General features: G+C 67.2%; 20 protein-coding genes and 6 tRNA genes. 14 read left to right on the top strand and 12 right to left on the bottom strand.

The features are described 5' to 3' along the window. Positions 1-21: 21 nt before the first annotated feature. From lpxH to C1922_RS04660, 9 genes are all read right to left on the bottom strand, one after another. Positions 22-768, bottom strand: coding sequence for a UDP-2,3-diacylglucosamine diphosphatase (lpxH, locus tag C1922_RS04620; RefSeq protein ID WP_108748693.1), 747 nt, complete (start codon positions 766-768; stop codon positions 22-24). Between the two features lie 81 nt (positions 769-849). Next, entirely contained in the window at positions 850-1,389 is a 540-nt protein-coding gene (locus tag C1922_RS04625; protein ID WP_108748694.1) for a phosphatase PAP2 family protein, read from the bottom strand. Beyond that, positions 1,370-2,515, bottom strand: a complete 1,146-nt coding sequence (locus C1922_RS04630; RefSeq protein WP_108748695.1) for a glycosyltransferase family 1 protein — start codon at positions 2,513-2,515, stop codon at positions 1,370-1,372. Before C1922_RS04630 ends, C1922_RS04625 begins: the two co-directional genes overlap by 20 nt. Positions 2,516-2,674: 159 nt before the next feature. Next, complete coding sequence (locus C1922_RS04635; protein WP_108748696.1) at positions 2,675-5,593, bottom strand: TonB-dependent receptor; 2,919 nt, start codon at positions 5,591-5,593, stop codon at positions 2,675-2,677. Between the two features lie 343 nt (positions 5,594-5,936). Next, a complete protein-coding gene (gene ppx / locus C1922_RS04640) occupies positions 5,937-7,463 on the bottom strand; it encodes an exopolyphosphatase (RefSeq protein ID WP_108748697.1) in 1,527 nt (508 codons plus the stop codon). Between the two features lie 928 nt (positions 7,464-8,391). Then, on the bottom strand, positions 8,392-10,479 hold the full coding sequence (gene ppk1, locus C1922_RS04645) for a polyphosphate kinase 1 (protein WP_108748698.1): 2,088 nt from the start codon (positions 10,477-10,479) through the stop codon (positions 8,392-8,394). 4 nt (positions 10,480-10,483) lie between these two features. Further along, the gene (phoR, locus tag C1922_RS04650; protein WP_108748699.1) at positions 10,484-11,815 is read right to left on the bottom strand and encodes a phosphate regulon sensor histidine kinase PhoR; all 1,332 of its coding nucleotides are present in this window, start codon (positions 11,813-11,815) and stop codon (positions 10,484-10,486) included. Positions 11,816-11,919: 104 nt separating this feature from the next. Next, the gene (gene phoB / locus C1922_RS04655) at positions 11,920-12,609 is read right to left on the bottom strand and encodes a phosphate regulon transcriptional regulator PhoB (protein WP_108748700.1); all 690 of its coding nucleotides are present in this window, start codon (positions 12,607-12,609) and stop codon (positions 11,920-11,922) included. Between the two features lie 116 nt (positions 12,610-12,725). Further along, a complete protein-coding gene (locus tag C1922_RS04660) occupies positions 12,726-14,381 on the bottom strand; it encodes a M48 family metalloprotease (protein WP_199912226.1) in 1,656 nt (551 codons plus the stop codon). Between the two features lie 134 nt (positions 14,382-14,515). On the opposite strand from C1922_RS04660, the gene grxC reads away from it, so the two are divergent. From grxC to C1922_RS04685, 5 genes are all read left to right on the top strand, one after another. Then, positions 14,516-14,806, top strand: a complete 291-nt coding sequence (gene grxC, locus C1922_RS04665; RefSeq protein WP_108748702.1) for a glutaredoxin 3 — start codon at positions 14,516-14,518, stop codon at positions 14,804-14,806. Beyond that, positions 14,803-15,195, top strand: a complete 393-nt coding sequence (locus tag C1922_RS04670) for a carboxymuconolactone decarboxylase family protein (protein WP_108748703.1) — start codon at positions 14,803-14,805, stop codon at positions 15,193-15,195. The genes grxC and C1922_RS04670 overlap by 4 nt, the downstream gene beginning before the upstream one ends. A gap of 393 nt (positions 15,196-15,588) precedes the next feature. Further along, complete coding sequence (locus tag C1922_RS04675) at positions 15,589-16,593, top strand: isocitrate dehydrogenase (protein ID WP_108748704.1); 1,005 nt, start codon at positions 15,589-15,591, stop codon at positions 16,591-16,593. Between the two features lie 200 nt (positions 16,594-16,793). Next, on the top strand, positions 16,794-17,537 hold the full coding sequence (locus C1922_RS04680) for a cysteine hydrolase (protein ID WP_108748705.1): 744 nt from the start codon (positions 16,794-16,796) through the stop codon (positions 17,535-17,537). Between the two features lie 52 nt (positions 17,538-17,589). After that, positions 17,590-18,492, top strand: a complete 903-nt coding sequence (locus C1922_RS04685) for a LysR family transcriptional regulator (RefSeq protein WP_108748706.1) — start codon at positions 17,590-17,592, stop codon at positions 18,490-18,492. Between the two features lie 3 nt (positions 18,493-18,495). Here C1922_RS04685 and C1922_RS04690 read toward each other — a convergent pair whose 3' ends face one another. Both C1922_RS04690 and C1922_RS04695 read right to left on the bottom strand, forming a co-directional pair. Further along, positions 18,496-19,128, bottom strand: coding sequence for a flavin reductase family protein (locus C1922_RS04690; protein ID WP_108748707.1), 633 nt, complete (start codon positions 19,126-19,128; stop codon positions 18,496-18,498). A gap of 73 nt (positions 19,129-19,201) precedes the next feature. Then, the gene (locus C1922_RS04695) at positions 19,202-19,960 is read right to left on the bottom strand and encodes a Bax inhibitor-1/YccA family protein (RefSeq protein WP_108752312.1); all 759 of its coding nucleotides are present in this window, start codon (positions 19,958-19,960) and stop codon (positions 19,202-19,204) included. A 192-nt stretch (positions 19,961-20,152) separates the two neighbouring features. Between C1922_RS04695 and C1922_RS04700 the strand changes: the two genes are divergently transcribed. Then, positions 20,153-20,229: transfer RNA gene (locus C1922_RS04700), tRNA-Pro, on the top strand. A gap of 39 nt (positions 20,230-20,268) precedes the next feature. Next, positions 20,269-20,345: transfer RNA gene (locus tag C1922_RS04705), tRNA-Arg, on the top strand. Here the strand turns inward: C1922_RS04705 and C1922_RS04710 are convergent. Beyond that, complete coding sequence (locus C1922_RS04710; RefSeq protein ID WP_108748709.1) at positions 20,316-20,495, bottom strand: hypothetical protein; 180 nt, start codon at positions 20,493-20,495, stop codon at positions 20,316-20,318. The two genes, C1922_RS04705 and C1922_RS04710, sit on opposite strands and share 30 nt — an antisense overlap. 25 nt (positions 20,496-20,520) lie before the next feature. Between C1922_RS04710 and C1922_RS04715 the strand changes: the two genes are divergently transcribed. The 7 genes from C1922_RS04715 to tig all read left to right on the top strand — a co-directional run bounded on the left by C1922_RS04715 (position 20,521) and on the right by tig (position 24,554). Further along, positions 20,521-20,597 (top strand) — tRNA-His (locus C1922_RS04715). 79 nt (positions 20,598-20,676) lie between these two features. After that, positions 20,677-20,752, top strand: a tRNA-Lys gene (locus C1922_RS04720). 149 nt (positions 20,753-20,901) lie between these two features. After that, positions 20,902-20,977: transfer RNA gene (locus C1922_RS04725), tRNA-Lys, on the top strand. Positions 20,978-21,178: 201 nt separating this feature from the next. Further along, the gene (locus C1922_RS04730) at positions 21,179-21,508 is read left to right on the top strand and encodes a hypothetical protein (protein WP_108748710.1); all 330 of its coding nucleotides are present in this window, start codon (positions 21,179-21,181) and stop codon (positions 21,506-21,508) included. Between the two features lie 65 nt (positions 21,509-21,573). Beyond that, the gene (locus tag C1922_RS04735) at positions 21,574-22,908 is read left to right on the top strand and encodes a chloride channel protein (RefSeq protein WP_108748711.1); all 1,335 of its coding nucleotides are present in this window, start codon (positions 21,574-21,576) and stop codon (positions 22,906-22,908) included. Positions 22,909-22,983: 75 nt separating this feature from the next. Then, a tRNA-Leu gene (locus C1922_RS04740) sits at positions 22,984-23,068 on the top strand. Between the two features lie 190 nt (positions 23,069-23,258). Beyond that, positions 23,259-24,554 (top strand): trigger factor, encoded by a 1,296-nt coding sequence (gene tig / locus C1922_RS04745; RefSeq protein ID WP_108748712.1) that lies wholly within the window; start codon positions 23,259-23,261, stop codon positions 24,552-24,554. The last annotated feature ends 35 nt before the right edge of the window (positions 24,555-24,589 follow it).

Consider the following 24,589-nt stretch of genomic DNA (forward strand, 5'->3'; position numbering starts at 1 on the left):
TGGTTGGCGCCCGCCAATCCGTCATTCGCGCTGCAGCGATTGCAGCTGCCAGCCGTCGGCATCCACGCGCAGCACCGAACCCTGTTCGTACCAGTCGCCCAGCACGATGCGGGTGCAGCTGCGGCCACCGGCCTGCAGGCTGTGGATGGCCGGGCGATGGGTATGCCCGTGGATCATGGTGTCCACGCCATGGCGTGCGAAGGTGGCTTCCACCTCCGCCGGGGCCACGTCAGTCACCGTCTCAAACTGTGCCCGGTCGCCCTGCTTCATTTCCGACTGTCGGGCCTGGCTGGCATCGCGTGCCTTCTGCGCGAACGCAATGCGCGCCGCCAGCGGCTGCGCCAGGAACTGCGCCTGGAACACCGGATCGCGGGTCTGCGCGCGGAACTGCTGATAGGGAATGTCATCGGTGCACAGCAGGTCGCCGTGCTGCAGCATCACCGCGCGGCCGTACAGGTCGATCACGCAGGGGTCGGGCAGGATGCGCAGGCCGGCGCGGCGCGCATAGTCTTCGCCCAGCAGGAAATCGCGGTTGCCGCGCATGAAGTAGATTGGCACGCCGCCGTCGGCAAGCGTCTTCAGTGCGTCGGCCACGGCGTCGGCCACCGGCGAGGGCGTGTCATCGCCGATCCAGGCTTCGAACAGATCGCCCAGGATGTACAGCGCATCGGCGCCGGGCACATCCTCGCGCAGGAAGCGCAGGAACAGGTCGGTGATGGCTGGACGGCTGGGGTCCAGGTGCAGATCGGAAATGAACAGCGTGGTCATGTGGGCATTCTAGGGCATCGGCCCGCCGCGTCGGGCCGGGGTCAGAGCCCTTTCCGCAGGAAAGGGATCCGACCCCCGGAATTACACTGGCAGCGGCAGCCAGGCCAGGCTGGCCCACGCCAGCAGCGTGGCGATGCCCGTCGCGGCCAGTACATCGCTGGGATAGTGCAGGCCCAGCACCACCCGCGACAGTCCCACGCCCAGGGTGAACGGCACCAGCAGCGGCGCCAGCCACGGGTAGTAGGCCAGCGCCACGATGGTGAACGACACCGCATGCAGGGTGTGTCCCGACGGGAAGCTGAACTCGTCCAGCGGGGCCACCCAGGCGCGGATGCGCAGGTCGGCGGCATACGGGCGCGGGCGCCGGGTCCAGCGCTTCAGTCCCTTGTACAGCAGCAGGGCGGCCAGCCCGGTGGCGGCCATGTGTACCGATGCACGCAGGCCGTCGAAGCCGTCCACGAGCACCAGCGCGCCCATGAGCATGTACCAGAACACGCCGTCGCCCAGGCGGCTGATCACCGCGAACAGGCGCCGCACCCGGCGGCGGCGGCAATAGTGGTTGGCGCGGCGGCACAGCCGTGCTTCGCGCCCGGCCAGCGATTCAAGCGGCGTGGTGCGCATGGCCGTTCCTCCGCGCCTGTGCCAGTTCGGCCAGCAGCGATTCGAACTCGGCCACCACCTGCTGCGGGTGCAGGCGCTTCATCGCGCGGGCGGCATTGCTGCCCAGCTCGCGGCGCAGCGCATCATCGCTGGCCAGCTGCACGGCGGCCTCCACGAACTGCGCATCGTCGTCCACGGCCGCGCCGTTTTCACCGTTGCGCAGGTATTCGCGCGCGGCACCGTAATCGAAGGCCACCGTGGCCAGGCCGCTGGCCATGCTTTCCAGAGTCACGTTGCCGAACGTCTCGCTGCGGCTGGGGAACAGGAACAGATCGCCGCTGGCGAAATGACGGGCCAGCGCGTCGCCGCGCTGGATGCCGCAGAAAATGAAGTCGGGGTTGTCGTGGGCCAGTTTCTCGCGCGCCGGGCCATCGCCCACGAACACGAAGCGCGCCTTCGGTCGCACCTGCTGCAGGCGGCGGAAGGCCTTCACCGCCAACCCCAGGTTCTTCTCGGCAGCGATGCGGCCCACGTACAGGGCCACCAGTCCGTTGCCGTCCACGCCCCATTCCTCGCGCAGCGCAGGATCGCGCCGGGCCGGGTCGAACTGCTGGCTGTCCACCGCGCGCGCCAGCAGGCGCACGCGCTCGAAGCCCTGTTCACCCAGGAACTGCTGCAGCTCGCGGGTCGGCACCAGGGTGGCATCGGCCTGGTTGTGGAAGCGCCGCATCCAGCGCATGGCCGCCGACTGCAGCCACGCCACGCCGTAGTCGGGCAGGTATTCGTCGAAGCGGGTGTGGAAGCCGGTAGCCACCGGAATGCCCAGCCGCCGCGCGGTGCGCAGCGCCGACCAGCCCAGCGGGCCTTCGGTGGCGATGTAGATCGCATCGGGGCGGTGCTGCTGCCAGTGCCGGCCCAGGCGGATGGGGGCGGGCAGGCCGAAGCGCAGGCCGGGGTAGCGGGGCAGGGCCGCCCCCGGCACCAGCAGGGTGCCCGGGGCCGACTCCAGCGCTTCACTGGCCTGGCGTGGGCGGATCAGGTCGACCTCGTGGCCGGCGGCGCGCAATCCCTGCTCCAGGCTCTGCACAGTCAGTGCAACGCCGTTGACCTCCGGCGGATAGGTCTCGGTGACGATGGCATGGCGCATGGCGGGCCTCCGGTTTTCCGGCATGCTCGGCGCTGGCGATGTAGCCGTTGTGACCGTAATGCGACCGCCCGATGACGGTGCCCGGGCCGGCTGCACGCAGAAAAAACCACGGCCCCGAAGGGCCGTGGTCGTGTCAGGTCATGACGGCAGCGCGGTGGATCAGAAGCGCTGCTGGTACTTCAGGTAGACGAAGCGACCGATGTCGTAGCCACCGTAGTAGGAGAACACCGAGTTCGGCTTGGTGTACATGTTCGGGCCGTACTTCTCGAACACGTTGTTGGCACCCACCGACACGGTGGCATCCCACGGCAGGTTGTAGCGGAACTGCACGTCGTGGAAGGTGACCGAACCGCGCTCGTTGTAGTTGCGCGCGCCGGAGTACCACGGTGCACGCACGCCCGGATCGGAGCACTCATCCGGATGCGCGACCACGCTCAGGCACTGCTCCTTCACGCCGGAGTAGTAGCGGGCGGTCCAGCTGACACCGAAGTCACCCTTGTCCCAACCCACGGTCAGGTTGGAGCGCACGCGGAAGCCGCTGGTGGCATTGGTGGAAATGCCGTTGACCGGGGTCGGCACCACGGTGGTGTCGTTGGTGGAACGGAAGATGTTCGAGCTGACGTAGGTGGTCGACCACTGGGTGCTGAAGCTGCCCAGCGCGTCGGTGTCCAGACGGTGGGTCAGTTCCATGTCGTAACCTTCGGTTTCCAGGAAACCGGCGTTACGGTTGCCGTAGGTCAGCTTGTTGACGATGCCCAGCACCGGATCACGGGTGAACTGCGCGCAACGCGAATCGATGCCCTGCTCGTAGCAGTCGATCAGGATCTGGTTCGGGCTGTCGGCAACGATGGTGTTGTCGATGCGGATCTTCCACCAGTCCAGCGACACGTTGAAGTTCTGGATGAAGCTCGGGCTCCAGACCAGACCCAGGGTCTTGCTCTTGGAGGTTTCCGGCTGCAGCAGCGGGTTGGAGCCGTTGGTGAACGGCACCGGGGTCTGGTCGGTGCTGCTGGTGATCGGCACGTTGCCCTGCTTCAGCTGACGGTAGGTGTCAGCGTTGGCGATGTCGCGGGCGCAGCGGGCGCGCACGGCGGCGCTGGTGCGCGACGGACCGTAGACGGTGTCGCAGGGATCGGCGTAACCGGTGGTGAAGGTTTCCGAACCGCCGCCGTACAGGTCGTTGATGGTCGGGGCGCGGAAGCCTTCAGCCCAGGTGCCGCGCACCATCAACTGTTCGATCGGGCGCCACTTGAAGCCGAACTTGCTGTTGAGCGTATTGCCGAAGGTGTCGTAATCCGAGAAGCGGGTGGCCGCGTTCAGGGTCAGCTCCTGCGCGCCCGGCAGACCGGCCAGGATCGGCGCGTTCAATTCCAGGTAGGCTTCCTTCACCTTGTAGCCGCCACCGGTCGGGCCCGCGGCCAGGTTGGTGGTGGCACCGGTCTGGGCCAGCGCATCGGGAATGAATTCACCGGTTTCCTTGCGGTGTTCAACACCGAAGGCGAAGCCCAGGTCGCCGCCCGGCAGGGTCAGGATGCTGCCGGCGATGGTGGCGAAGAAGTTCTTGCCCACGGTCTTGCCGGAGGAATCCTCAGCCGGCATCAGGTAGTCGATCAGGGCCTGGTTGCCGGTCAGGCCGTACGGGTTCACCACGCCGGCAGCGACCAGCGGGTTCCAGACCATGCAGTTGGCGATCGGTGCGGCGGCGCTGCCGCACTCCACCTTGCCGGTGGCGGGGTTGAAGTACGACGGGCCGACCGCGTTCTTCACCCGTTCCTTGTGCAGGTTGCCGGTGGCGTGCTGGCGCAGTTCGTTCTTGTTGTACTGGTAGCCCACTTCCCAATCGAAGTAGCGCTCGCCAATGTTGAAGGTGCCATCGAAGGCGGCCACGGCGCGGTAGGTCTTCAGCTCACTGTCGCTGACGCGCGGCACTTCCCAGGTGCGGTGGTTCCAGGCCACGGCGGTCGGGGTGGCGTAGCCGTTCTTGCGGCCGAACGGGTTGAAGTAGCTGTCGATGGACATCGAACCGATGCCGGCGGTGGACGACTGCAGCGGGTAGCCGGCGATCTGGCGGCTCGATTCGCGCTTGTTGTAGCCCAGCTGGGTGCTGAAGTGCACGTTGTCGGTGATGTTCAGGCGACCATCGACGAACACCGAATCACGCTTCAGCGGATAGTTCAGGTGCATCTGTTCGTTGGTGTTGCTGACATCGCCATCCGGTGCATTGGCATTGGTGATGTGGTAGTTGGCCGGGTTCAGCGGGTCGGCGCCGCGGTTCAGCGAGTAGCTGCAGGTTGCGGTGGCGCAGCCCGGACCCTTCAGGCCGGTGATCTGGCCCCACTGGCTGACCGTGGTCCACGCTTCGGTCGGGTGGCGCGAGGTATTGCCGAAGGCGCTGAAATCGCGGTCCTTGGCCCACACCGCCTTCTCTTCCGAATGCTCGGCCGACAGGGTGATCGAGCCGCGGTCGTTGGCCCAGCCGGCCACCACGTCGAAGCGGTCGCGGGCGCCGTCGCCCTGGCTGTACTGGCCGTGGTAGACGTTGGCGGTCACGCCGGTGGCGTTGTGGCGGGTGATGATGTTGACCACGCCGGCCATGGCGTCCGAACCGTAGATGGCCGAGGCACCGTCCTTCAGCACTTCAATACGCTCCACCGCCGACACCGGCAGGCTCGACACGTCCTGGTAACCGGAGGTGCTGATGCCCAGGCGCTTGCCGTTCACCAGCACCAGGGTGCGCTGCGCGCCCAGGTTGCGCATGTCGATGTAGGTGCCGCCCGCGTTTTCACCGGCGCTGAGCACGTTGGCGCGGCTGATCGCCGGGCTGCCCATGGCGGTGACGTTCTGCAGGATGTCGGCCACCGAGCTGAAGCCCTGGCGTTCGATGTCCTTGCGCGAGATCGCCAGCACTGGGTTGGCGTTTTCCACGTCAACCTGGCGGATGCGCGAACCGGTGATCTCGATGCGGTCGAGGGTGGTGGGGGCGCCGTCCTGGGCCAGGGCAGGCAGCGCGATGGTCGCGGTGCCGACGATCAGGGCATGGCGGATCGCCTGGCCCAGCACGGTGGAGCGTGAAGTCATCGAGTCTCTCTCTCTCGTTGAGTCTGCAGATGCAGGCCAAAAGGGCCTGCGAAAGCCGGATTCGCCTGTTGGGACTGAGCCGGTGACTTCGATTTATTCTCGTTCGTTAACCCCCTGTAAAGAGGGTGTTGCAAATTGTGTCGCAGTTTTTCGCGTTCAGTTCACGCAATTTGAACAAAAGCAAGGGCTTAGCGTCATGACGAAAGTCACGGGTCAGGCTCGAATCAGAAACCTGAATCCGCATTCAGCTAGTGAACTGCGCAAAACGCAACGAACAACGGCCCACTGAGGGGCCGTTGTCGGGGTGCTGCGGGAGGGGCAGGGCTGCCCGCCGGGGCGCCGTTCAGACCACGAACGGGCGGAACTGCAGGCCCAGGCCAGCCAGGCCTTCGGTCTCGCCGATCAGGTCCGCGCGCAGCAGCGGGCGCGCATCGATGAAGGCCTGTGGGACGATCAGCGACAGCCGGCTGTCGTCGGCGGTCAGTTCCAGCGCCGGCGGCGGCACGTCTTCGTGGGCGCGGTTCAGCAGCACCGCCAGGCGCAGCAGCGCGGTCAGGCGCCGTGCGGTCAGCAGCAGGCGTTCGGGCAGGGCATCGAACGCGGACTTGCCGACGCTGCGCCGGTGGCTGCGCACCAGGGCGGCCAGCATCTGCTGCTCCTGGCGTGAGAAACCGGCAATGTCGGAGTTTTCCAGCACGTAGCTGCCATGCACGTGGTAGCCGCTGTGGGCGATCATCAGGCCCAGCTCGTGCAGGCGCGCGGCCCAGCCGAGCATGCGCGCATCATCGGCATCCAGCTTCCAGCGTTCCTGTACCTGTTCCAGCAGGCCCAGCGCGGTGTCCTGCACGCGGTCGGCCTGGGCGGTATCGATGCCATAGCGCTGGGTGAGCGCGGCCACCGATTCATCGCGCGGATCGTTCTCGCCGGCGCGGCCGAGGATGTCGTACAGGATGCCCTCGCGCATGGCCGCCTTGCTGACCAGCAGCTTCTGCAGGCCCAGCGCCTGGAAGGCGGCTTCCAGCACCAGGATGCCGCCGGCGATGATCGGCCGGCGGTCGCTGGACAGGCCGGGCAGCTCGATGTCGTCGATCTTCTTGGCCTTCAGCAGCTCATCGCGCAGCTGCGGCAGGGCTTCGGCGGTGATCGCGCCCTTGCTCAGCTTCATGCTGGCGCAGATCTCGCTGATCGCCTTGTGCGTGCCCGATGAGCCCAGCGCTTCGTGCCAGCCCAGCACGCGGTACTTGCTGGCGAAGGGCTGGAACTCGCGGCCGATCTCGGCCAGCGCATCCTTCCAGCGCTTGCGGCTGAGCTTGCCGCCGGGGAAGAAGCGGCGGGTGCTGGCGATGCAGCCGGCCTGCAGGCTCTCGCGTTCCAGGGTCTGCATGCCCTGGCCGATGATGAATTCGGTGGAACCGCCGCCGATGTCGATCACCAGGCGCCGCTGGTCGGCCTTGGGCGGCTGTGCATGGGCCACGCCCAGGTAGATCAGGCGGGCTTCTTCGCGCCCGCTCACCACTTCGATGGCATGCCCCAGCGCGGTTTCGGCCGGCATCAGGAAGGCCTGCGGCGAGCGCAGCTGGCGCACGGTGTTGGTGGCCAGGGCGCGCACCCGGTGCGGGGGAACGTTGCGGATGCGCTGGCCGAAGCGGGCCAGGCATTCCAGCGCGCGCTGGCGTGCGGCGGCGGACAGGCCGCCCTTGCCATCCAGGCCATCGGCCATGCGCACGGTTTCGCGCAGGCGGTCGATCACCCGCAGCTGGCCGAGCGTGTAGCGCGCGATGACCATGTGGAAGCTGTTGGAGCCAAGGTCGATAGCGGCCAGCAGGTCGCCATCCTGCAATGCGGGCGGAGTCGTGGTGGTATGCGGCATGGGCGAATGTTAGCCGAAGGGGCGGTGTGCTCGTCACCGCGCGGCCTTCACATTTTGTAGGGGGCGTGCGGCAGGGCTGCGCCCTGCACCTGCTCAATGCAACGTCAACGTCAACGTCAACGTCAACGTCAAAAGCGTGCATTCCGTGGGATGGCGGGGTGGGTCCGGTTGCGGGGGACGCCGCAAGTACGTCCTTGTAGGCTTGGCCGCGGCATCCATGCCGCGGACACCCCCGCAACCGGACCCACCCCGCCTTCGACAGTTTCCTGTGAACTGTCGGGCCAGGTGGGGTCGGATCCCGTTGCTGCGCAACGGGCTCTGACCCCGGTGTTATGGGGGCGCCGTCCTGTGCTGCTGTGGGTAGGTGTCGACCTTGGTCGACACGGTAGATCCACGCCATGCGTGGATGGGCTCCAACGTGCCGACCAAGGTCGGCACCTACCGGCTGTCCGGACGGCGCGGGGTGGGCGCCGTCCTGTGCTGCTGTGGGTAGGTGTCGACCTTGGTCGACACGGTAGATCCACGCCATGCGTGGATGGGCTCCAACGTGCCGACCAAGGTCGGCACCTACCGGCTGTCCGGACGGCACGGGGTGGGCGCCGTCCTGTGCTGCTGTGGGTAGGTGTCGACCTTGGTCGACACGTTGCGGCTGTCCGGACGGCGCGGGGTCGGATCCCGATGCTGCGCAACGGGCTCTGACTCCGGTGTTCTGGGGGGACGCCGTCCTGTGCTGCTGTGGGTAGGTGTCGACCTTGGTCGACACGGTAGATCCACGCCATGCGTGGATGGGCTGCAACGTGCCGACCAAGGTCGGCACCTACCGGCTGTCCGGACGACACGGGGTCGGATCCCGTTGCTGCGCAACGGGCTCTGACCCCAGTGTTCTGCATGGAGCGCGTTGTGCCGACCAAGGTCGGCACCTACCGGTTCACAGCCCCTGCATCAGCGCCATCTGCGCCGAATGCGGTGCTTCGTCGTGGGCCGGGGCGCGCTTGTGGTACACGCCCTCGGCATCCAGCTGCCACGCGTTGAGGTTGTCGTCCAGGTAGTTCTGCAGCACTTCGCGGTAGACCCGCTTGGCCAGTTCCGGGTCCAGGATCGGGAAGCCGGTTTCGACCCGGCGCAGCAGGTTGCGTTCCAGCCAGTCGGCGCTGGCGCAGTACATTTCCGGTGCGCCGTCATTGCCGAACCAGTACACCCGGCTGTGTTCCAGGAAACGGCCGACGATGGAGCGCACGCGGATGTTGTCCGACACCCCCGGCACGCCCGGGCGCAACGTGCAGGCGCCGCGGATGATCAGGTCGATCTGCACCCCGGCCTGCGAGGCGGCGTACAGCGCGCGCACCACCTGCGGTTCGTTCAATGCGTTCATCTTGGCGATGATGCGCGCCGGGCGACCGGCCGCGGCGACGCGGGTTTCGCGCTCGATCCTGGCCAGGATGCCGGTGTGCAGGGTGAAGGGCGACTGCAGCAGGCGCTTGAGCTTCATCTTCGAGGCCAGCCCCGACAGCTGCTGGAACAGCAGGTGCACATCGTTGCCGATGTCCGCGTCTGCAGTGATCAGGCTGATGTCGGTGTACGCGCGGGCGGTACCGCTGTGGTAATTGCCGGTGCCCAGGTGTACGTAGCGACGCAGCTTGCGGCCCTCGCGGCGCACGATCAGCAGCATCTTGGCGTGGGTCTTGTAGCCCACCACGCCGTACACCACCTGCACGCCGGCTTCCTGCAGGCGGTCGGCCAGGCCCAGGTTGGCCTCTTCGTCGAAGCGCGCGCGCAGTTCCACCACCACGGTCACGTCCTTGCCGTTGCGGGCGGCCTGGATCAGCGCCTCCACGATCTGCGAGTCCTTGCCGGTGCGGTAGAGAGTCTGCTTGATCGCCAGCACGTTCGGGTCGATCGCGGCCTGCTTGATCAGGTCCAGCACTGCGCTGAACGCATCGAAGGGGTGGTGCAGCAACAGGTCCTGGCGGGCCACGGTGTCGAAGATGCCGTCGCTGTCGCGCAGCGTGCGCGGTGTCATCGGCGGGTACTTCAGGTCCGGCTGCGCGATCAGGTCATACAGCTGGATGATGCGGTTGAGGTTCACCGGACCGTCGATGCGGTACACCGCGTTCTCGGTCAGGCCGAAGTTCTGCAGCAGGGTGCGCACGATCTCGCGCGGCATGTCATGGGCGATCTCCAGCCGCACCGCCGGCCGGTAGCCGCGGTCCACCAGCTCATCGCGCAGGGCCAGCGCCAGGTTCTCCACTTCTTCCTCGTCCACCACCAGTTCCGAATTGCGGGTGACGCGGAACTGGTAGGCACCCTGGACTTCCATGCCCGGGAACAGTTCATCCACGAAGGTGGACAGGACCGAGGACAGGAACACGAAGTTCTGCGGGCCCCCCAGCTTTTCCGGCAGCTGGATGATGCGCGGCAGCGAGCGCGGTGCGCGCACGATGGCCAGGTGGCCGGCGCGGCCGAACGCGTCGGTGCCCTTCAGCACCACCACGATGTTCAGCGACTTGTTGAGGATCTTCGGGAACGGATGCGCCGGGTCCAGGCCCAGCGGCGACAGCACCGGCATGATCTCGTTGCGGAAGTACGCGCGCAGCCAGCGGCGCTGGCGGTCGCTCCAGGAATGGCGGCCAAGTACGCCGATGCCCGCTTCCATCAGCGCCGGGCGCAGGGTCTCGTTCCAGCAGCGGTACTGCTGGTCCACCAGTTCGGCGGCGCGCTCGTGGATGGCATTGAGGATGGTCTGAGGGCTCATGCCATCGGGGGCCGGCGGCAGGCCGAATTCCTGCGCGTGGCGCACGGCCGCGGCACGGATCTCGAAGAACTCATCCAGGTTGGTGCAGGAAATGCACATGAAGCGCAGGCGCTCCAGCAGCGGCACCTGCGTGTCCATGGCCTGGGCCAGCACGCGGAAGTTGAAATCCAGCTGCGACAGCTCGCGGTTGATGTACAGCGCCGGGTCGCGCAACGGATCGCTGTCCGGGCTCACGGGGAGGGGGAGGGATCCGAGGCTGCTCATGGCGTCATTCTTCGATGGAAGTCAGGGGGGCGGTGTCGCGCGTTCGTACGTGGTCGGCATCGAAATGGCAGGCAAACACCGAGCCCTTGCCGACTTCGCTGTCGATCTCCAGCCGGGCGTGGTGCAGGCCGAGGATGTGCTTGACGATGGACAGACCCAGGCCGGTGCCGCCGCTCTCGCGCGAGCGGCTGCTGGACACCCGGTAGAACCGTTCGGTCAGGCGCGGCAGGTGGCTGGCCGGAATGCCGTAACCGGTATCGCGCACGGCCAGCACCACGCCGTCGCCTTCGCGGCGGAACTGCACGTCGATGCGGCCACCGGCCGGGGTGTAGCGCACGGCGTTGGTCACCAGGTTGGAGAAGGCGCTGTGCAGCTCCTTGGTCGAGCCCTGCAGGTCCACCCCGGCCAGGTCGTCCACGTTGATCTGGTGGCGGCCCTGGCTGTGTGCCTCCGCTTCGCGGCGCAGGGTGGCCAGCATCGGCTGCATGGCCACGGTCTCTTCCTCGCTGTGTTCCTGCGATTCCAGCCGCGACAGGGTCAGCAGGTCTTCCACCAGCTGGGCCATGCGCTGGCTCTGCTTGCGCATTTCTTCCAGCATCGGGCCGGTGCCGGGGAAATCCTCCGGGTCCATCATGTCCAGGTAGCCATGCACCACGGTCAGCGGCGTGCGCAGTTCGTGCGACACGTTGGCGACGAAATCGCGGCGCACCTGTTCCAGCCGCAGCAGCTTGCTGACATCGCGCGCGATCAGCAGCCAGTAGTCCTGCGAGTAGGGAATCAGCCGCAGGTTCAGGCGGATGGCCGGGTCGACCGGCGAGGGCACGTCCAGGATCGGTTCGGCATTGCGCCCGCCGGCCAGCCAGTGGGCCAGCGGCATCGGTTGCAGGCGGTCCACCAGCGCTTCGCCCAGATCGCCGGGGTGGTGCAGGCCGAGCAGGGCGGTGGCCGCTTCGTTGAACCACTGCACGCGCTGGCTGTTGCGGTCCAGCACCACCACCGCATCGGGCAGCGCGGCGGCGGCGGCACGGTAGCTGCGCAGCATGTCCAGCAGGCGGCGCTTGCGCACGCGCATTTCCACCTGGTTGCGGTACAGCAGACGGTCCAGTTCGTTCCACACGCCGGAGCCTTCCTCGGCGGTTTCCCAGCGCTGGCGTGCGGTCAGCCGGCGCAGCACGCTGCGCAGGCGCCAGTAGTGCCAGGTCAGCGTGGCCAGCGCGGCCAGCGCGATGCACAGCCACAGATGCCCACTGAACCACCCGACCACGCCGGCCAGCACCAACACCGCTGCCACGGAGGCCAGCGTCTTCAACCAGGCGGAGCGGATGTGGCGGGGCATTGCGGTCTCGTCGTTGGAGGCGGCGGTTCACGCGGTGAACCGAGGGTTATAGCAGAGTTGCCGACACCGGCACCGGCAGGTGCGCGGTGCCGGCACGACGAGGCTCAGGTCGCGGTGGAGAAGCGGTAACCGGCGCCGCGCACGGTCTGCACCATGTTCTCGGCGTTGAACGGTTCCAGCGTCTTGCGCAGGCGGCGGATGTGCACGTCGATGGTGCGCTCCTCCACGTACACGCTGCCGCCCCACACATGGTCCAGCAGCTGCGCGCGGGTGTACACGCGTTCGGGGTGGGTCATGAAGAAGTGCAGCAGGCGGTATTCGGTCGGGCCGATCGGCACCGGCTGGTCGTTGGCGAACACGCGGTGGGCGGCGCCGTCGATGCGGATCGGGCCGACCGACACGCTGCCGTCCTCGTCGTCATCGCGGGCGCGGCGCATGACCGCGCGGATGCGCGCCAGCAGTTCGCGCGCGGAGAAGGGCTTGACCACGTAGTCGTCCACGCCGGCTTCCAGGCCGCCCACGCGATCATTCTCTTCGCCGCGTGCGGTCAGCATGATGATCGGCACTTCGCGGGTCAGCGTTTCCTTGCGCCAGCGACGGGCCAGATCCAGGCCGCTGGTGCCCGGCAGCATCCAGTCCAGCAGGATCAGGTCCGGCACGCGGTCGGCGATGGCGGTCTGGGCTTCACGGGCATCGCCCGCGTGCACCGGCTCGTAATCGCCCTTGCGCAGGGCGAAGGCGACCATTTCTCGGATCGCGGGCTCGTCATCGACGATCAGGATGCGTTTCTGCACGAGGACACCGTAGGGCTCGGTTACTGGAGTGGTGCCAGTAGACTACGGTTTGATGACATGTTTGTGACGACCCGGCCGGATAAATCTCCTGCTGCCACACACCGGTCATCCGCGCTTCAACGGCGGTCCAGCTCCGGGTCCTGCACGCCCTGGCGGCGCAGCTCCAGCACGGTGGGGGTGATCGCCTCGATGCGCGCATCCACGCGGGCGCGGCCCACGTAGTCCAGCTCCGGATTGCGCTTCAGCGCCTGCAGCTGCATCAGCGCCTGTTCCGGGCGGCCTCCCAGGAAGGCGGCCTCGGCATAGGCTTCGCTTGCGCGCACGCTGTCCCCGGCCAGTTCGCTGGCACGGGCGTAACGCTGCTGGAAGACCGGATCGTTACCACTTTGCGACAGCAGCGGGCGCAGCATGGTCTGGGCGCGCTGGCCGGCCTCGCGGCCGCCCTGTTCGTTCAGGATCTCGGCATAGGTCAGCGCCACCGGTCGGCTGTTGGGGTGCTGGCGCAGCAGCTGTTCGAAGCGTGCGTTGGCCTGGGCGGGCTGGCCCGAGCGCGATTCGGCTTCGGCCAGGGCCAGTGCCAGCCACAGGTTGTCCGGATGGGTCTGGACCAGGGCGGCCAGTGCCTGGCGCGACTGCGCCGCACCGCTGCGGCCGCCGCGCATGCCGGCCAGGGCCTGGCCATAGCGCTGCGCATCGGTCAGCCCGTTCTTCTGCCGCTTGGCCAGATCGGCGTACTCGCGGTCCACCTCGCCGCTGTTGTCGCCACTGAGCACGCGCAGGCGCTCGCGGGCCCAGTCGAAATCGCCGCTGGGGCCGCGGTTGAGCTGGCCGATCGGCAGGCGCAGCACGCTGCCGGGCAACAATGGGTTGTTGCCGCGCAACAGCGGCTCGGACAGGCTGGGGTCGGCCGGGTTGACCCGCTCCTTGCGCTCACCGCCGGGGGTGGTGGTGGTCAGCACCACCGTGTCCTTCTTCATCTGCTCGGCGCGCGCCTTGGCTTCGCTGATGCGCGTGGTGTTGACCGGGTGGGTGCGCAGGAAGTCGGGAATGCTGTAGCCGCCGTCGTTGCCGCGCATGGCCGCGGACATGCGCTCGAAGAAGCCGGCCATCGCGTCTACGTCGTAACCGCTGCGCGACAGGGTGCGGATGCCCAGGCGGTCGGCTTCGGATTCGTTGGAGCGGGTGTAGTTGATCTGCCGCTGCTGCATCAGCCCCATGCCGGAACTGATCGCGGCCATGGTGGCGTCGCCGGACGAATTGCCGCCGCTGGCCTGGGCGGCCACCACCGCCGCCAGCATGCCCAGCAGGATCGGAATCTGGTCGCGCTGGGCCCGTTCCACCCCGCGCAGCACGTGCTGCTGGGTGACGTGGGCGATTTCATGGGACAGCACCGCGGCCACTTCATCTTCGCGCTCGGCGGTCAGCACCAGGCCTGCGTTGACCCCGATATAGCCGCCCAGGGTGGCGAAGGCGTTGATCTGCCGGTCCTTCATCATGAAGAAGGTGTAGGACTGGCGGGGCTGGTCGCTGTTGGAGCCCAGCCGGGTGCCCATGGTCTGCAGCCAGTCGTTCACCAGGGGGTCGTCCAGCAGGTAACCGTAGTTGCGCAGCTCGCGCAGCATCATGGCGCCGTACTCGGCCTGGCGGGCCGGGGTCAGCAGCTCGCCGGCCGACGAGCCGATGTCGGGCAGCTTTTCCTGGGCGCGGGCCGGCGGCATGGCCAGGGCCAGGGTAACGGCGGTGGTCAGCAGCAGGGCTCGCAAGCGGGACATCCTCGGGGCAGGGCGGGCACAGCGTGGCAGGGCAGGGGGCAACCCTTCGTTAATCCACAGTGTTGCGGTGGTGGCGTGGAAATTCCAGCGCACCGGTACCATATACAGACCGTCGATCCATCGTGGAGTTTCCCGTGACAGCCCAGCCCACCGGCGCCAGCCCCGCCATCACCATCTATTCCACCGCCGTCTGCCCGTACTGCGTGGCCGCCAAGAACTTCCTCAAGAGCAAGGGCCAGCAGTGGACCGAGGTCCGCATCGACCTGGACCCGGCCGAGCGAGAGAAGATGATGGCCCTGACCCGCCGTACCAGCGTGCCGCAGATCTTCGTGGGTGAAGTCCACGTGGGAGGCTATGACGACATGATGGCCCTGCACCGTGAAGGCAAGCTTGAGCCGCTGCTGGCCGGGCAGGGCCAGGCATGAGCGCCGCCGACGAGGGCAGCAAGGACCGGATCGCCGAGTTCACCGCATTCCGCAAGCGCATGAACGAGCGCATCCTGGGTGAACCCAACCAGGTCGTGCGCCGCTTCTTCGCGCTGGACACGCAGACCTACCAGGCCGGCGCGCTGGATGTGAAGACCAAGGAACTGCTGGGCCTGGTGGCCTCGATGGTGCTGCGCTGCGATGACTGCATCAGCTACCACGTTGCCCAGTGCAAGGAAGCGGGGGTGACCCGCGAAGAGTTCTTCGAGACCTTCTCGGTGGGCCTGGTGGTGGGCGGTTCGATCGTCATTCCGCACCTGCGCCGCGCCGTCGATTTCCTCGACCAGCTCGAAGGCGGCGCCGCCGCCCCCGAAGCGCACGAGCACTGAGACAACGCCGGGCCAATCCCGGCGCGCAGCTGAACGAACAGCCGCCGGGCATGAATCCTGTCCACGGCCCGGCGGCAGGCTTCCCGCGCATGGCGATGCGTTCGTCTCGATGGCGCTCGCCGGGTCATGATGCGCGGCCCGGCGCGACCGGACGCGCCAAGGGTCTTTCCCGCTATCTCTCAGCCGAGGAGCCCCTTCTTGTTGAAGGGGCGCGCCGACAGGCGGGGGTAGAGGAGGAATGCGCGGGCAATTATGTCTTGGCCCGGGCCGGGACCATCGTCTACTTGGGTAGCCGCCCCCGGCTAAGGCATAATTGCGGGTGAAACTTCCTTTGCGCCGGCGTTTCCGGGCACGTCCGGACGGCGTACTTCCCCCTGTTCGGAACATCGATCAATGACGCAGAAAATTACGGTCATCCGCGGCGACGGCATCGGCCCGGAAATCATGGACGCCACCCTGTACGTGCTGGACCAGCTGAACGCTGGCCTGGAATACGAAGACGCCGACGCCGGCCTGGTGGCCCTGGAAAAGCACGGCGACCTGATGCCGGCGGTGACCCTGGAATCGATCGCGCGCAACAAGGTGGCGCTGAAGAGCCCGCTGACCACCCCGGTCGGTGGTGGCTTCACCTCGATCAACGTCAGCCTGCGCCGCCATTTCGACCTGTACGCCAACGTACGTCCGGCCCACACCTTCCCGAACACCAAGTCGCGTTTCGACAACGTCGACCTGATCACCGTGCGTGAGAACACCGAAGGCGCGTACCTGGCTGAAGGTCAGGAAGTCTCGGCCGATGGTGAGACTGCGTTCTCGGGCACCCGCATCACCCGCAAGGGCTCCGAGCGCATCGTGCGCTACGCCTTCGAGCTGGCCCGCAGCGTCGGCCGCAAGAAGGTCACCGCCGTGCACAAGGCCAACATCATCAAGTCGACCTCGGGCCTGTTCCTGAACGTCGCCCGTGAAGTGGCCGCGCAGTACCCGGATATCGAGTTCCAGGAAATGATCGTCGACAACTGCTGCATGCAGTTGGTGATGCGTCCGGAACAGTTCGATGTGATCGTCACCACCAACCTGTTCGGCGACATCATCTCCGACCTCTGCGCCGGTCTGGTCGGCGGCCTGGGCCTGGCCCCCGGTGCCAACATCGGCAAGGACGCGGCGATCTTCGAAGCCGTGCACGGCACCGCGCCGGACATCGCCGGCCAGGGCAAGGCCAACCCGTGCGCGCTGCTGCTGGCGGCCGCACAGATGCTGGACCATATCGGCCAGCCGGAAAACGCCGAGCGCCTGCGCAAGGCCATCGTGGCCACCATGGAAGCCAAGGATTCGCTGACCGGCGACCTGGGCGGCACCGGCACCACCATGGGCTTCGCCAAGGCCATCGCCACCCGCCTGTAAGCGGACGGTCGATCGCGGTTGGATACCCAGCGGGGCGCCTTCGGGCGCCCCGTTGCGTTTGCGGGTGGATCCACGCACGCGTGGATGGCGGAACGCCCATCTGTGCGTTTCCCGCACAGATCATGTGCCGGAACACGGCTGGTCCGTGCGCTGTCGGCTGCGCATCCTGTGCCGACTTTCCCATGCACACGAGCTGCCCCATGAACCTTTCCGCGTTTGGCCTGGCCAGCCTGATCGGCATCGCCGCCACCACCCCCGTCGCTGCGGCCGAGCCTTCCCATCCCACCATCCGCCACATGGCCGGTGCGCCTTCGGTCACTGCACTGGATGCAGCGAAAACCGCGGTGCTGGTCATCGACTTCCAGAACGAATACTTCGATGCCAGTGCCGCGCCGGGCTTCAGCGGCGGGCGCATGGTCATTCCCGATGGCAAGGCGGCGCTGCGCCAGGCCAAGCGCGTGGTCGATTTCGCCGATGCCAATGGCATCCGCGTCATCCACGTGCAGCACGTGTTGCCGGCCGCTGCCCCCCTGTTCGCACAGGGCAGCGTCTACGCCGCGTTCCACCGTGACCTGCAGCCGCGCCCGGGCGACACCGTGGTGCAGAAGGACAACGTGAGCGTGTTCGCCGGTGCCTCGGCCGCCGTGCTGGACCAGGCGCTGAAGGATGCCGGCATCGACACCCTGATCGTGACCGGCCTGCAGACCCACGCCTGCGTGGTCGGTGCTGCCCGTGACGCCGCCGCCGCCCCGCGCGGCTACCGCGTGCTCGTGGCCAGCGATGCCACCGCCAGCCGCGACCTGGACCTGGTTGGTGGCCAGCGTATCGGTCACCGCGCGCTGCACGAGGCATCGTTGGCGCAGATCGAAGATGCCTTCGGCCAGGTGCTGAGCACCGATGCGGTTCTGGCACTGCCGGTGCGCAAGGCTGGCGACGGCGCTTGATAAGCTGGCGGGGCCCGCAGATCGCGGGCTCCGCTTCCGGGAGCTGTCTTCGATGGATCACTTCGCCGCCCTGCGCGCGCTGCGCGCCATCGTCGAAGCAGGCAGTTTCAGCGCCGCCGCCGAGCGCCAGGGCACCACCCATTCGGCAATGTCGCGGCAACTACGGCAACTGGAAGAGCACCTGCAGGTGCGCCTGCTCGACCGCAACAGCCGCCGCCTGTCGCTCACCGAGGCAGGCCGCGAGTACTACGGCGAAGCAGTCGGCCTGCTGGATCGCCTGGAAGCGGCCGACGACCGCGCCCGCGCCGGCCAGGCGCAGCCCAGTGGGCGCCTGCGCATCAGCGTGCCCCAGGTGGTGGCCAGCCAGGAACTGCCGCATTGGCTGCCGGCTTTCCTCGCCCGCTACCCGCAGGTCTCGCTCGATCTGTCGGCCGACGATCAACTGGTCGACATCGTGGGCGGCGGTTTCGATCTCGCGCTGCGCATTGCGCCATCGCTGCCGGACAGCCAGCTGGTAGCGCGCGAGCTGGCCCGTTGCCCACGCATCCTGGTGGCGGCACCGGCGTATCTGGCCCGGCATGGCTTGCCGCGGCAGGTGGCGGATCTGCAGCAGCATGCGCTGCTGGGCTTCAGCCCCACCGCTGCCAGTGCGCCGTGGCACTTGCACGGCCCGCGTGCCGCGACCGCCACGATCGACGCCGGCCAGCGCCTGCGCGTGGATGCCACGCCGGCCCTGTATGCGGCGGTGCTGGCGGGCATGGGCATCAGTCTGTTCACCGCATTGACCGTTCAGGAGGACCTGCGTGCCGGTCGCCTGGTGCGCGTGCTGCCGGCCTGGCATGGCGGCCAGCGCTGCTACTTCGCGCTGTATCCGCACGCACGTGCGCTGGCGCCCAAGGTGCGGGCGCTGATCGACCATCTGGCCACGCACTATGCGGCGTGGCGCAGTGGCTGATGCTCAGGCCGGGCGGAACATGCGGAAGCGTTGTTCGGCACTGACCCGGAAGTAGTCGGCCGGGCCGCCACCGCGCAGGATGGGATCGCCAGCCGCGGTGTCGTAGATGCCATCCACCAGCAGTCGCTGGTCGATATGCACGGCCACTACTTCGCCCAGCACCAGCCAGCCGTTGGTGTCCTGCCCGGCGGCATCGCGCAGGCGCACGATCTGCGTGCAGCGGCACTCCATGCTGACCGGGCTCTGCGCGACGCGCGGCGGGCGCACCTGGGCGGACGCCAGCGGGGTCAGCCCGGCCAGGGCGAACTCGTCCACCTCCGGCGGCACCGCGCGGCAGCTCTCGTTCATCGCCTCGGCCAGCTCGAACGTGGCGAGGTTCCAGACGAACTCGCCGGTGGCCTCGATGTTGTGCAGCGAATCCTTGCGGCCCTGGCTGGAGAAGCCGATGATCGGCGGGATGTAGTTGAACGCGTTGAAGAAGCTGTAGGGCGCCAGGTTCAGCGCGCCCTCGGCGTTGCAGCTGGAGATCCAGCCGATCGGGCGCGGACCGATGATGGCGTTGAACGGATCGTGCGGCAGGCCATGGCCTTCGGCCGGGCGGTAGCTGTGGAAGCGGGGGAGGGACGTGTTCTGCATGGCGTGGGGTTCCAGATGAAAAAAACCGCGACCCTTGCGGATCGCGGTTTGTCGTTTACGGCAGTGTCTGCGATCAGCGCTGCTGGATCTTCGACAGCAGGCGCAGGAATTCGACGTACAGCCAGACCAGGGTCACCATCAGGCCGAATGCGCCATACCACTCCATGTACTTCGGTGCACGCTGGGCCACGCCGCTTTCGATGAAGTCGAAATCCAGCACCAGGTTCAGTGCGGCCACCACCACTACGAACAGGCTGAAGGCAATGCCCAGCCAGCTGGCGTCATGGATCACCGGTACGTTGATGTTGAAGAAGCCCAGCACGAAGGAGGCCAGGTAAAGCAGGGCGATGCCGCCGGTGGCCGCGACCACACCAAGCTTGAAGTTCTCGGTCGCCTTGATCAGGCCGCTGCGGTAGGCCATCAACAGGGCGAACAGGGTACCGAAGGTGAGCAGCACGGCCTGGAACACGATGCCCGGGAAGCGCAGCTCGAACACCGCGGAAATGGCACCCAGGAACAGGCCTTCCACCAGCGCGTACAGCGGCGCGGTCACCGGCGACCATTCCTTCTTGAACACGGTGATCAGCGCCAGCACCAGGCCGCCGATCGCGCCGCCCATGGCGTACAGCTTCGCCCCGGCCATCACCTGGCCGTAGTCGTCCACGGTCTGGTTCCAGGCAAAGGCAGCGGTCAGCACGGTCAACAGCAGCAGGATGCCGGTCTTGTTGACGGTGCCATTGAGGGTCATGGCCTGGTCGGGGTGGGTGACCACCGAGCCGCTGGCCAGGTCCAGGAAGGTCGACTCGGAAAGAGCCGGGTTGCCGCTGCGCATGCGAAGTCTCCGTGCGAAAAGGGATCGATACGGCCATCCGGCCGCTGGCTGCGAGCATAGCCGATGGCTGCTTACGCTGCTGTGGTGGTCGCGCCGGGGCGCCCCAGTTCCTGCCGGCCGCGTTGACAGGCTGCGCCGCGCTTGGCCACAATGGCCAGCTCGCCGGGCCTGTGCCTGGTGGGGAAGCATCACCGGGGTATAGCGCAGTCTGGTAGCGCGCCTGCTTTGGGAGCAGGATGTCGGGGGTTCGAATCCCTCTACCCCGACCAATCCCACGCCATGTCGGATTGGACGCCGTTCCGGTTCGGGCGCCCGTAGCTCAACTGGATAGAGCACCGGCCTTCTAAGCCGGCGGTTACAGGTTCGATTCCTGTCGGGCGCGCCATTGGCGCGACAGTCCAGGGTATCGCCGGCCCGATGTGAAGAAGTGCTTGCAAAAGCGCGGCGGCTGCACCAGAATGTCGGACTCGCTTCGGCGGATCGGAACTTCGGTCACGGCCCCGGGCAACGTTTCAAGCTTCAGCGCCAGCAGCATCGGCGGTGCAGCGAAAGTTTCAGTGGTGGCTGTAGCTCAGTTGGTTAGAGTACCGGATTGTGATTCCGGTGGTCGGGGGTTCGAATCCCCTCAGCCACCCCACTGATTCAACCGCATCGGCAGCGCCGACACGGTATTGCAATAAACAGAATGCACGTTACAATGTGCGTCTGAGTTTCACGGGCTGTTAGCTCAGTTGGTAGAGCAGTTGACTCTTAATCAATAGGTCCAAGGTTCGAATCCTTGACAGCCCACCAAGACGGAAGCCACCTGGTTCGCCAGGTGGCTTTTTTCTTCAGATGTAACCCCCGCGATGGATCGCCGGTTGCAGTACTTGTTTCAACGCTGTTGAAGAAAGTGCTTGCAACGCCCTCGCGGATCGGGTCATAATTCGCGCCCCGATTTCGGGCTGTTAGCTCAGTTGGTAGAGCAGTTGACTCTTAATCAATAGGTCCAAGGTTCGAATCCTTGACAGCCCACCAAGACGAAAGCCACCTGGTCCGCCAGGTGGCTTTTTTCTTTTCTGCGCTATTCGCGACAGGGGCGCGGCGCCTCAAGGTCGCATCCGTGCCACATGCGTCAGCGATGTTCTGCAGGATGTGCGCTGCATCCCAGCGCGCCCTGGGCGAGTGCTTCCCAATGAAGATTCCGCGCCGCCGTGCGCATCTTCCAGGAATGTTTTGATGGCCCCGATCAATCGTCATGCCGTCGCCGTGGCAATGCTTGTCGCGATCGCCACTGCGGGATGTGTCGCAGTTGACCCTCCGACGCAGGCGGAGGCCGCCGTGGCAGCGCCCGATCCCGCGCACACTGTCGAACGCCCGGAGGGCAGTGCGTTCCAGCCCGCGCAGCCGCTGGATCCCGCCGAAGGGCAGCTGTCCGCCCCCGCAGGTATCGCCGTGCAGCGTTCGGCCGATGGGCAGGCGATGCAACTCCGCACCCTGGACGAAGCCGAGGCGGCTGCGGCGGGCGACGATGCCCAGCCCGCCCAGCCGGTCGATCCCGCGCCCTGACCCTGGCAAGGGGGACGGCCAAGCCCTGCACAGTGCCTGCGCAGTGGGGGTGGGAAAATATCGGCATGGATCCCGATACCTCCCATTCCCGCCCGCGCTGGCTGGGTTCGCGCCAGCAATGGCTGGAGCGCCTGGCCCTGTGGGGTGGCGCGGTGGCCGTGGCGCTGGCCGCGATTGTCTTCGCCAAGGCCAGCGACGCGGCGTTCTCGGTGTTCCGCCGCGTGCACGACGCCTCGCCGTGGTGGCCGCTGCTGCTGACCCCGGCGCTGTTCGCCCTGCTGGCCTGGCTGACCCAGGGCATTCTGCGGCCGACCCGGGGCAGTGGCATCCCACAGGTGATCGCCGCGCTGGACACGCCCGACCGTGCCTTCCGCAAGCAGAACCTGTCCCTGCCGGTGTCGCTGGGCAAGCTTGGCCTGACCGTGCTGGCCCTGCTGGGTGGTGCATCGGTCGGGCGCGAAGGCCCGACCGTGCACATCGGCGCCAGCCTGATGTACATGATCGGCCGCGCGTTCGGCTTCCGCGATCCACGCCAGGCGACCCACTTCCTGCTGGCCGGTGGCGCCGCCGGTATCGCCGCTGCCTTCAACACCCCCTTGGCGGGCGTGGTGTTCGCCATTGAAGAGCTGTCCGGCCGCTTCGAACACCGCTTCTCCGGCACCCTGCTGACCGCAGTCATCGTGGCTGGCGTGGTGTCGTTGGGCCTGCTCGGCAACTACACCTATTTCGGCCGGGTCAGCGCCACGCTGCCGCTGGGCATGGGCTGGCTGGCGGTGCTGCTGTGTGGGCTGGTGGGTGGCCTGGCCGGTGGGTTCTTCAGCCGATTGGTGCTGGCGGCGGTGGATGGTAGGCCGCGCTGGCTCGGGCGCAGCCGCAGTGCGCACCCCGTGCTGTTCGCCGGCGCCTGTGGGCTGGCCCTGGCCGTGCTCGGTCTGGTGTTCGGGCTGGGCGCGTTCGGTACCGGCTACGAGCAGGCCCGCGAACTGGTGCAGGGCGGTGGCGGGGTGGGGCACAGCTTCGGGGTGATGAAGTTTGCCGCCAACCTGGTGTCGTATGTGGCCGGTATTCCCGGCGGGCTGTTCTCGCCGGCGCTGGCCGTGGGCGCGGGAATCGGCCACAACCTGGCCGTGCTGCTGCCGGGCGTGGACCCGGCCGCGGTGGTGGTGCTGGGCATGTGCGCCTACCTGACCGGGGTGACCCAGGCGCCGCTCACCTCGGCGGTCATTTCGCTGGAACTGACCGATACCAGCGACATGCTGCTGCCGATCCTGGCGGCGGTGCTGCTGGCGCGGGTGGCCTCGTCGTGGGTCTGCCACGTGCCGATCTACCGCGCGCTGGCCGAACGCCTGACTGCGGCGATGCCGGCCCCGGCACCCACCACGGCCGCGCCTGGCCCCTGAAACCGGCGTGTTCAGCTTTGTCACGCCTTCCGCTTTGCAGCCCCGCCTGCGACAATGAATGCCTGTGCCGGCCACGCGAAAGTGGCGGAATTGGTAGACGCCCTGGATTTAGGTTCCAGTGCCGCAAGGCGTGGGGGTTCGAGTCCCCCCTTTCGCACCAGTGCCGGCCTGTCCCCGCCCTGATCGGGCCCTGCGCGGCCGCTTGACCGCCGCGCGCTGGCAGTGCACGCCGAATTGGGCGAAACTAAAGGGCTGCGGCAATGCAGGCGCGTCCCAGACGCCGTGTCCTTACAACCGATTCATCCATCATCGAGCCGGGGGCCAGGGCGCCACCGGTGGCAGGAGTCAACATGCAAGCTTCTATCGAATCCACCGGCAACCTGGAACGCCGCCTGAGCTTCTCGCTGCCGGAAGACCGTCTGCAGAGCCACATCAACGGCCGCCTGGGCGAAATCGCCCGTACCACCCGCATCAAGGGTTTCCGTCCGGGCAAGGTGCCGGCCAAGGTGATCGAGCAGCGTTTCGGCGCGCAGGTCCGTGGCGAGGCGCTGGACGGCCTGCTGCGCGAAACCTTCGACGCGGCCGTGCGTGAGCACGACCTGCGCATCGTCGGCAGCCCGCGCATCGACAAGGGCGAGGAAGGCGAATTCTCCTTCGTGGCCACCGTGGAAGTGGTACCGGACTTCGGCGACCTGGACGTCAGCAAGCTGACCGTGGTCCGCCACTCGGCCGAGATCACCGATGCCGACATCGACCAGATGATCGAAAACCTGCAGAACCAGCGCCGTACCTGGGCCCCGGTCAGCCGTGGCGCGCAGGACGGTGATCTGGTCGCGGTGGAAACCTGGTCGCAGGCTGGCGAAGAGCGCCTGCCGGCCGAGGGCACCGAGAAGGGTTCGATCGTGCTCGGCCAGGGCATGATGTTCGACACCATCGAGAAGGGCCTGGTCGGCCTGGCCAAGGGTGAAGAAAAGACCCTGGACGTGGACTTCCCGGCTGACTGGCGCGTGCCGGTGCTGGCCGGCAAGACCGTGCAGGTCACCGTGAAGGTGGCTGAAGTGTCCGAGCCGGTCGTGCCGGCGGTGGACGAAGCCTTCATCAAGAGCTTCGGCGTGAAGGGCGGCGACGTCGAGCAGTTCCGCAGCGACATCCGCGCCAACCTGGAGCGTGAGCTGAAGGGCGCGCTGATGAACCGCCTGCGCCGCGAGGTGGGTGAGCAGCTGATCGCCGCCTACGCCTCGGTGGAAATGCCGCCGCGCCTGGTCGAGAACGAAGCCCGCGCCATGCTGGCCCAGCAGGTCGAGCAGGCCCGCCGCAACGGCCAGAACGTCGGCCAGGTGCCGGCCGATGCCCATGAAGGCTTCAAGGACGCCGCTGCCAAGCGCGTGCTGGTCGGCCTGGTGGTGGGCGAAGTGGCCCGCGGCAACGATCTGCGCCTGGACCCCAAGCGCCTGAACGAAACGATGCGCCTGATTGCCTCGACCTACGAAGAGCCGGAGCAGGTCATTGAGATGTACCGCAACGACCCCCAGCTCATGTCGGGTCTGCAGAACCGTGTGATGGAAGAGCAGGTGATCGACTGGATCGCCGAGCGCGCCCAGCACACCGAAGAAAAGCTGTCGTTCCAGGACGCGATCCGCCAGTAAGATCGGGCCGATCGTCCCAAACCCCGCGCCATACC

It is taken from the genome of Stenotrophomonas sp. ZAC14D2_NAIMI4_7 (assembly GCF_003086675.1).
Classification (GTDB): domain Bacteria; phylum Pseudomonadota; class Gammaproteobacteria; order Xanthomonadales; family Xanthomonadaceae; genus Stenotrophomonas.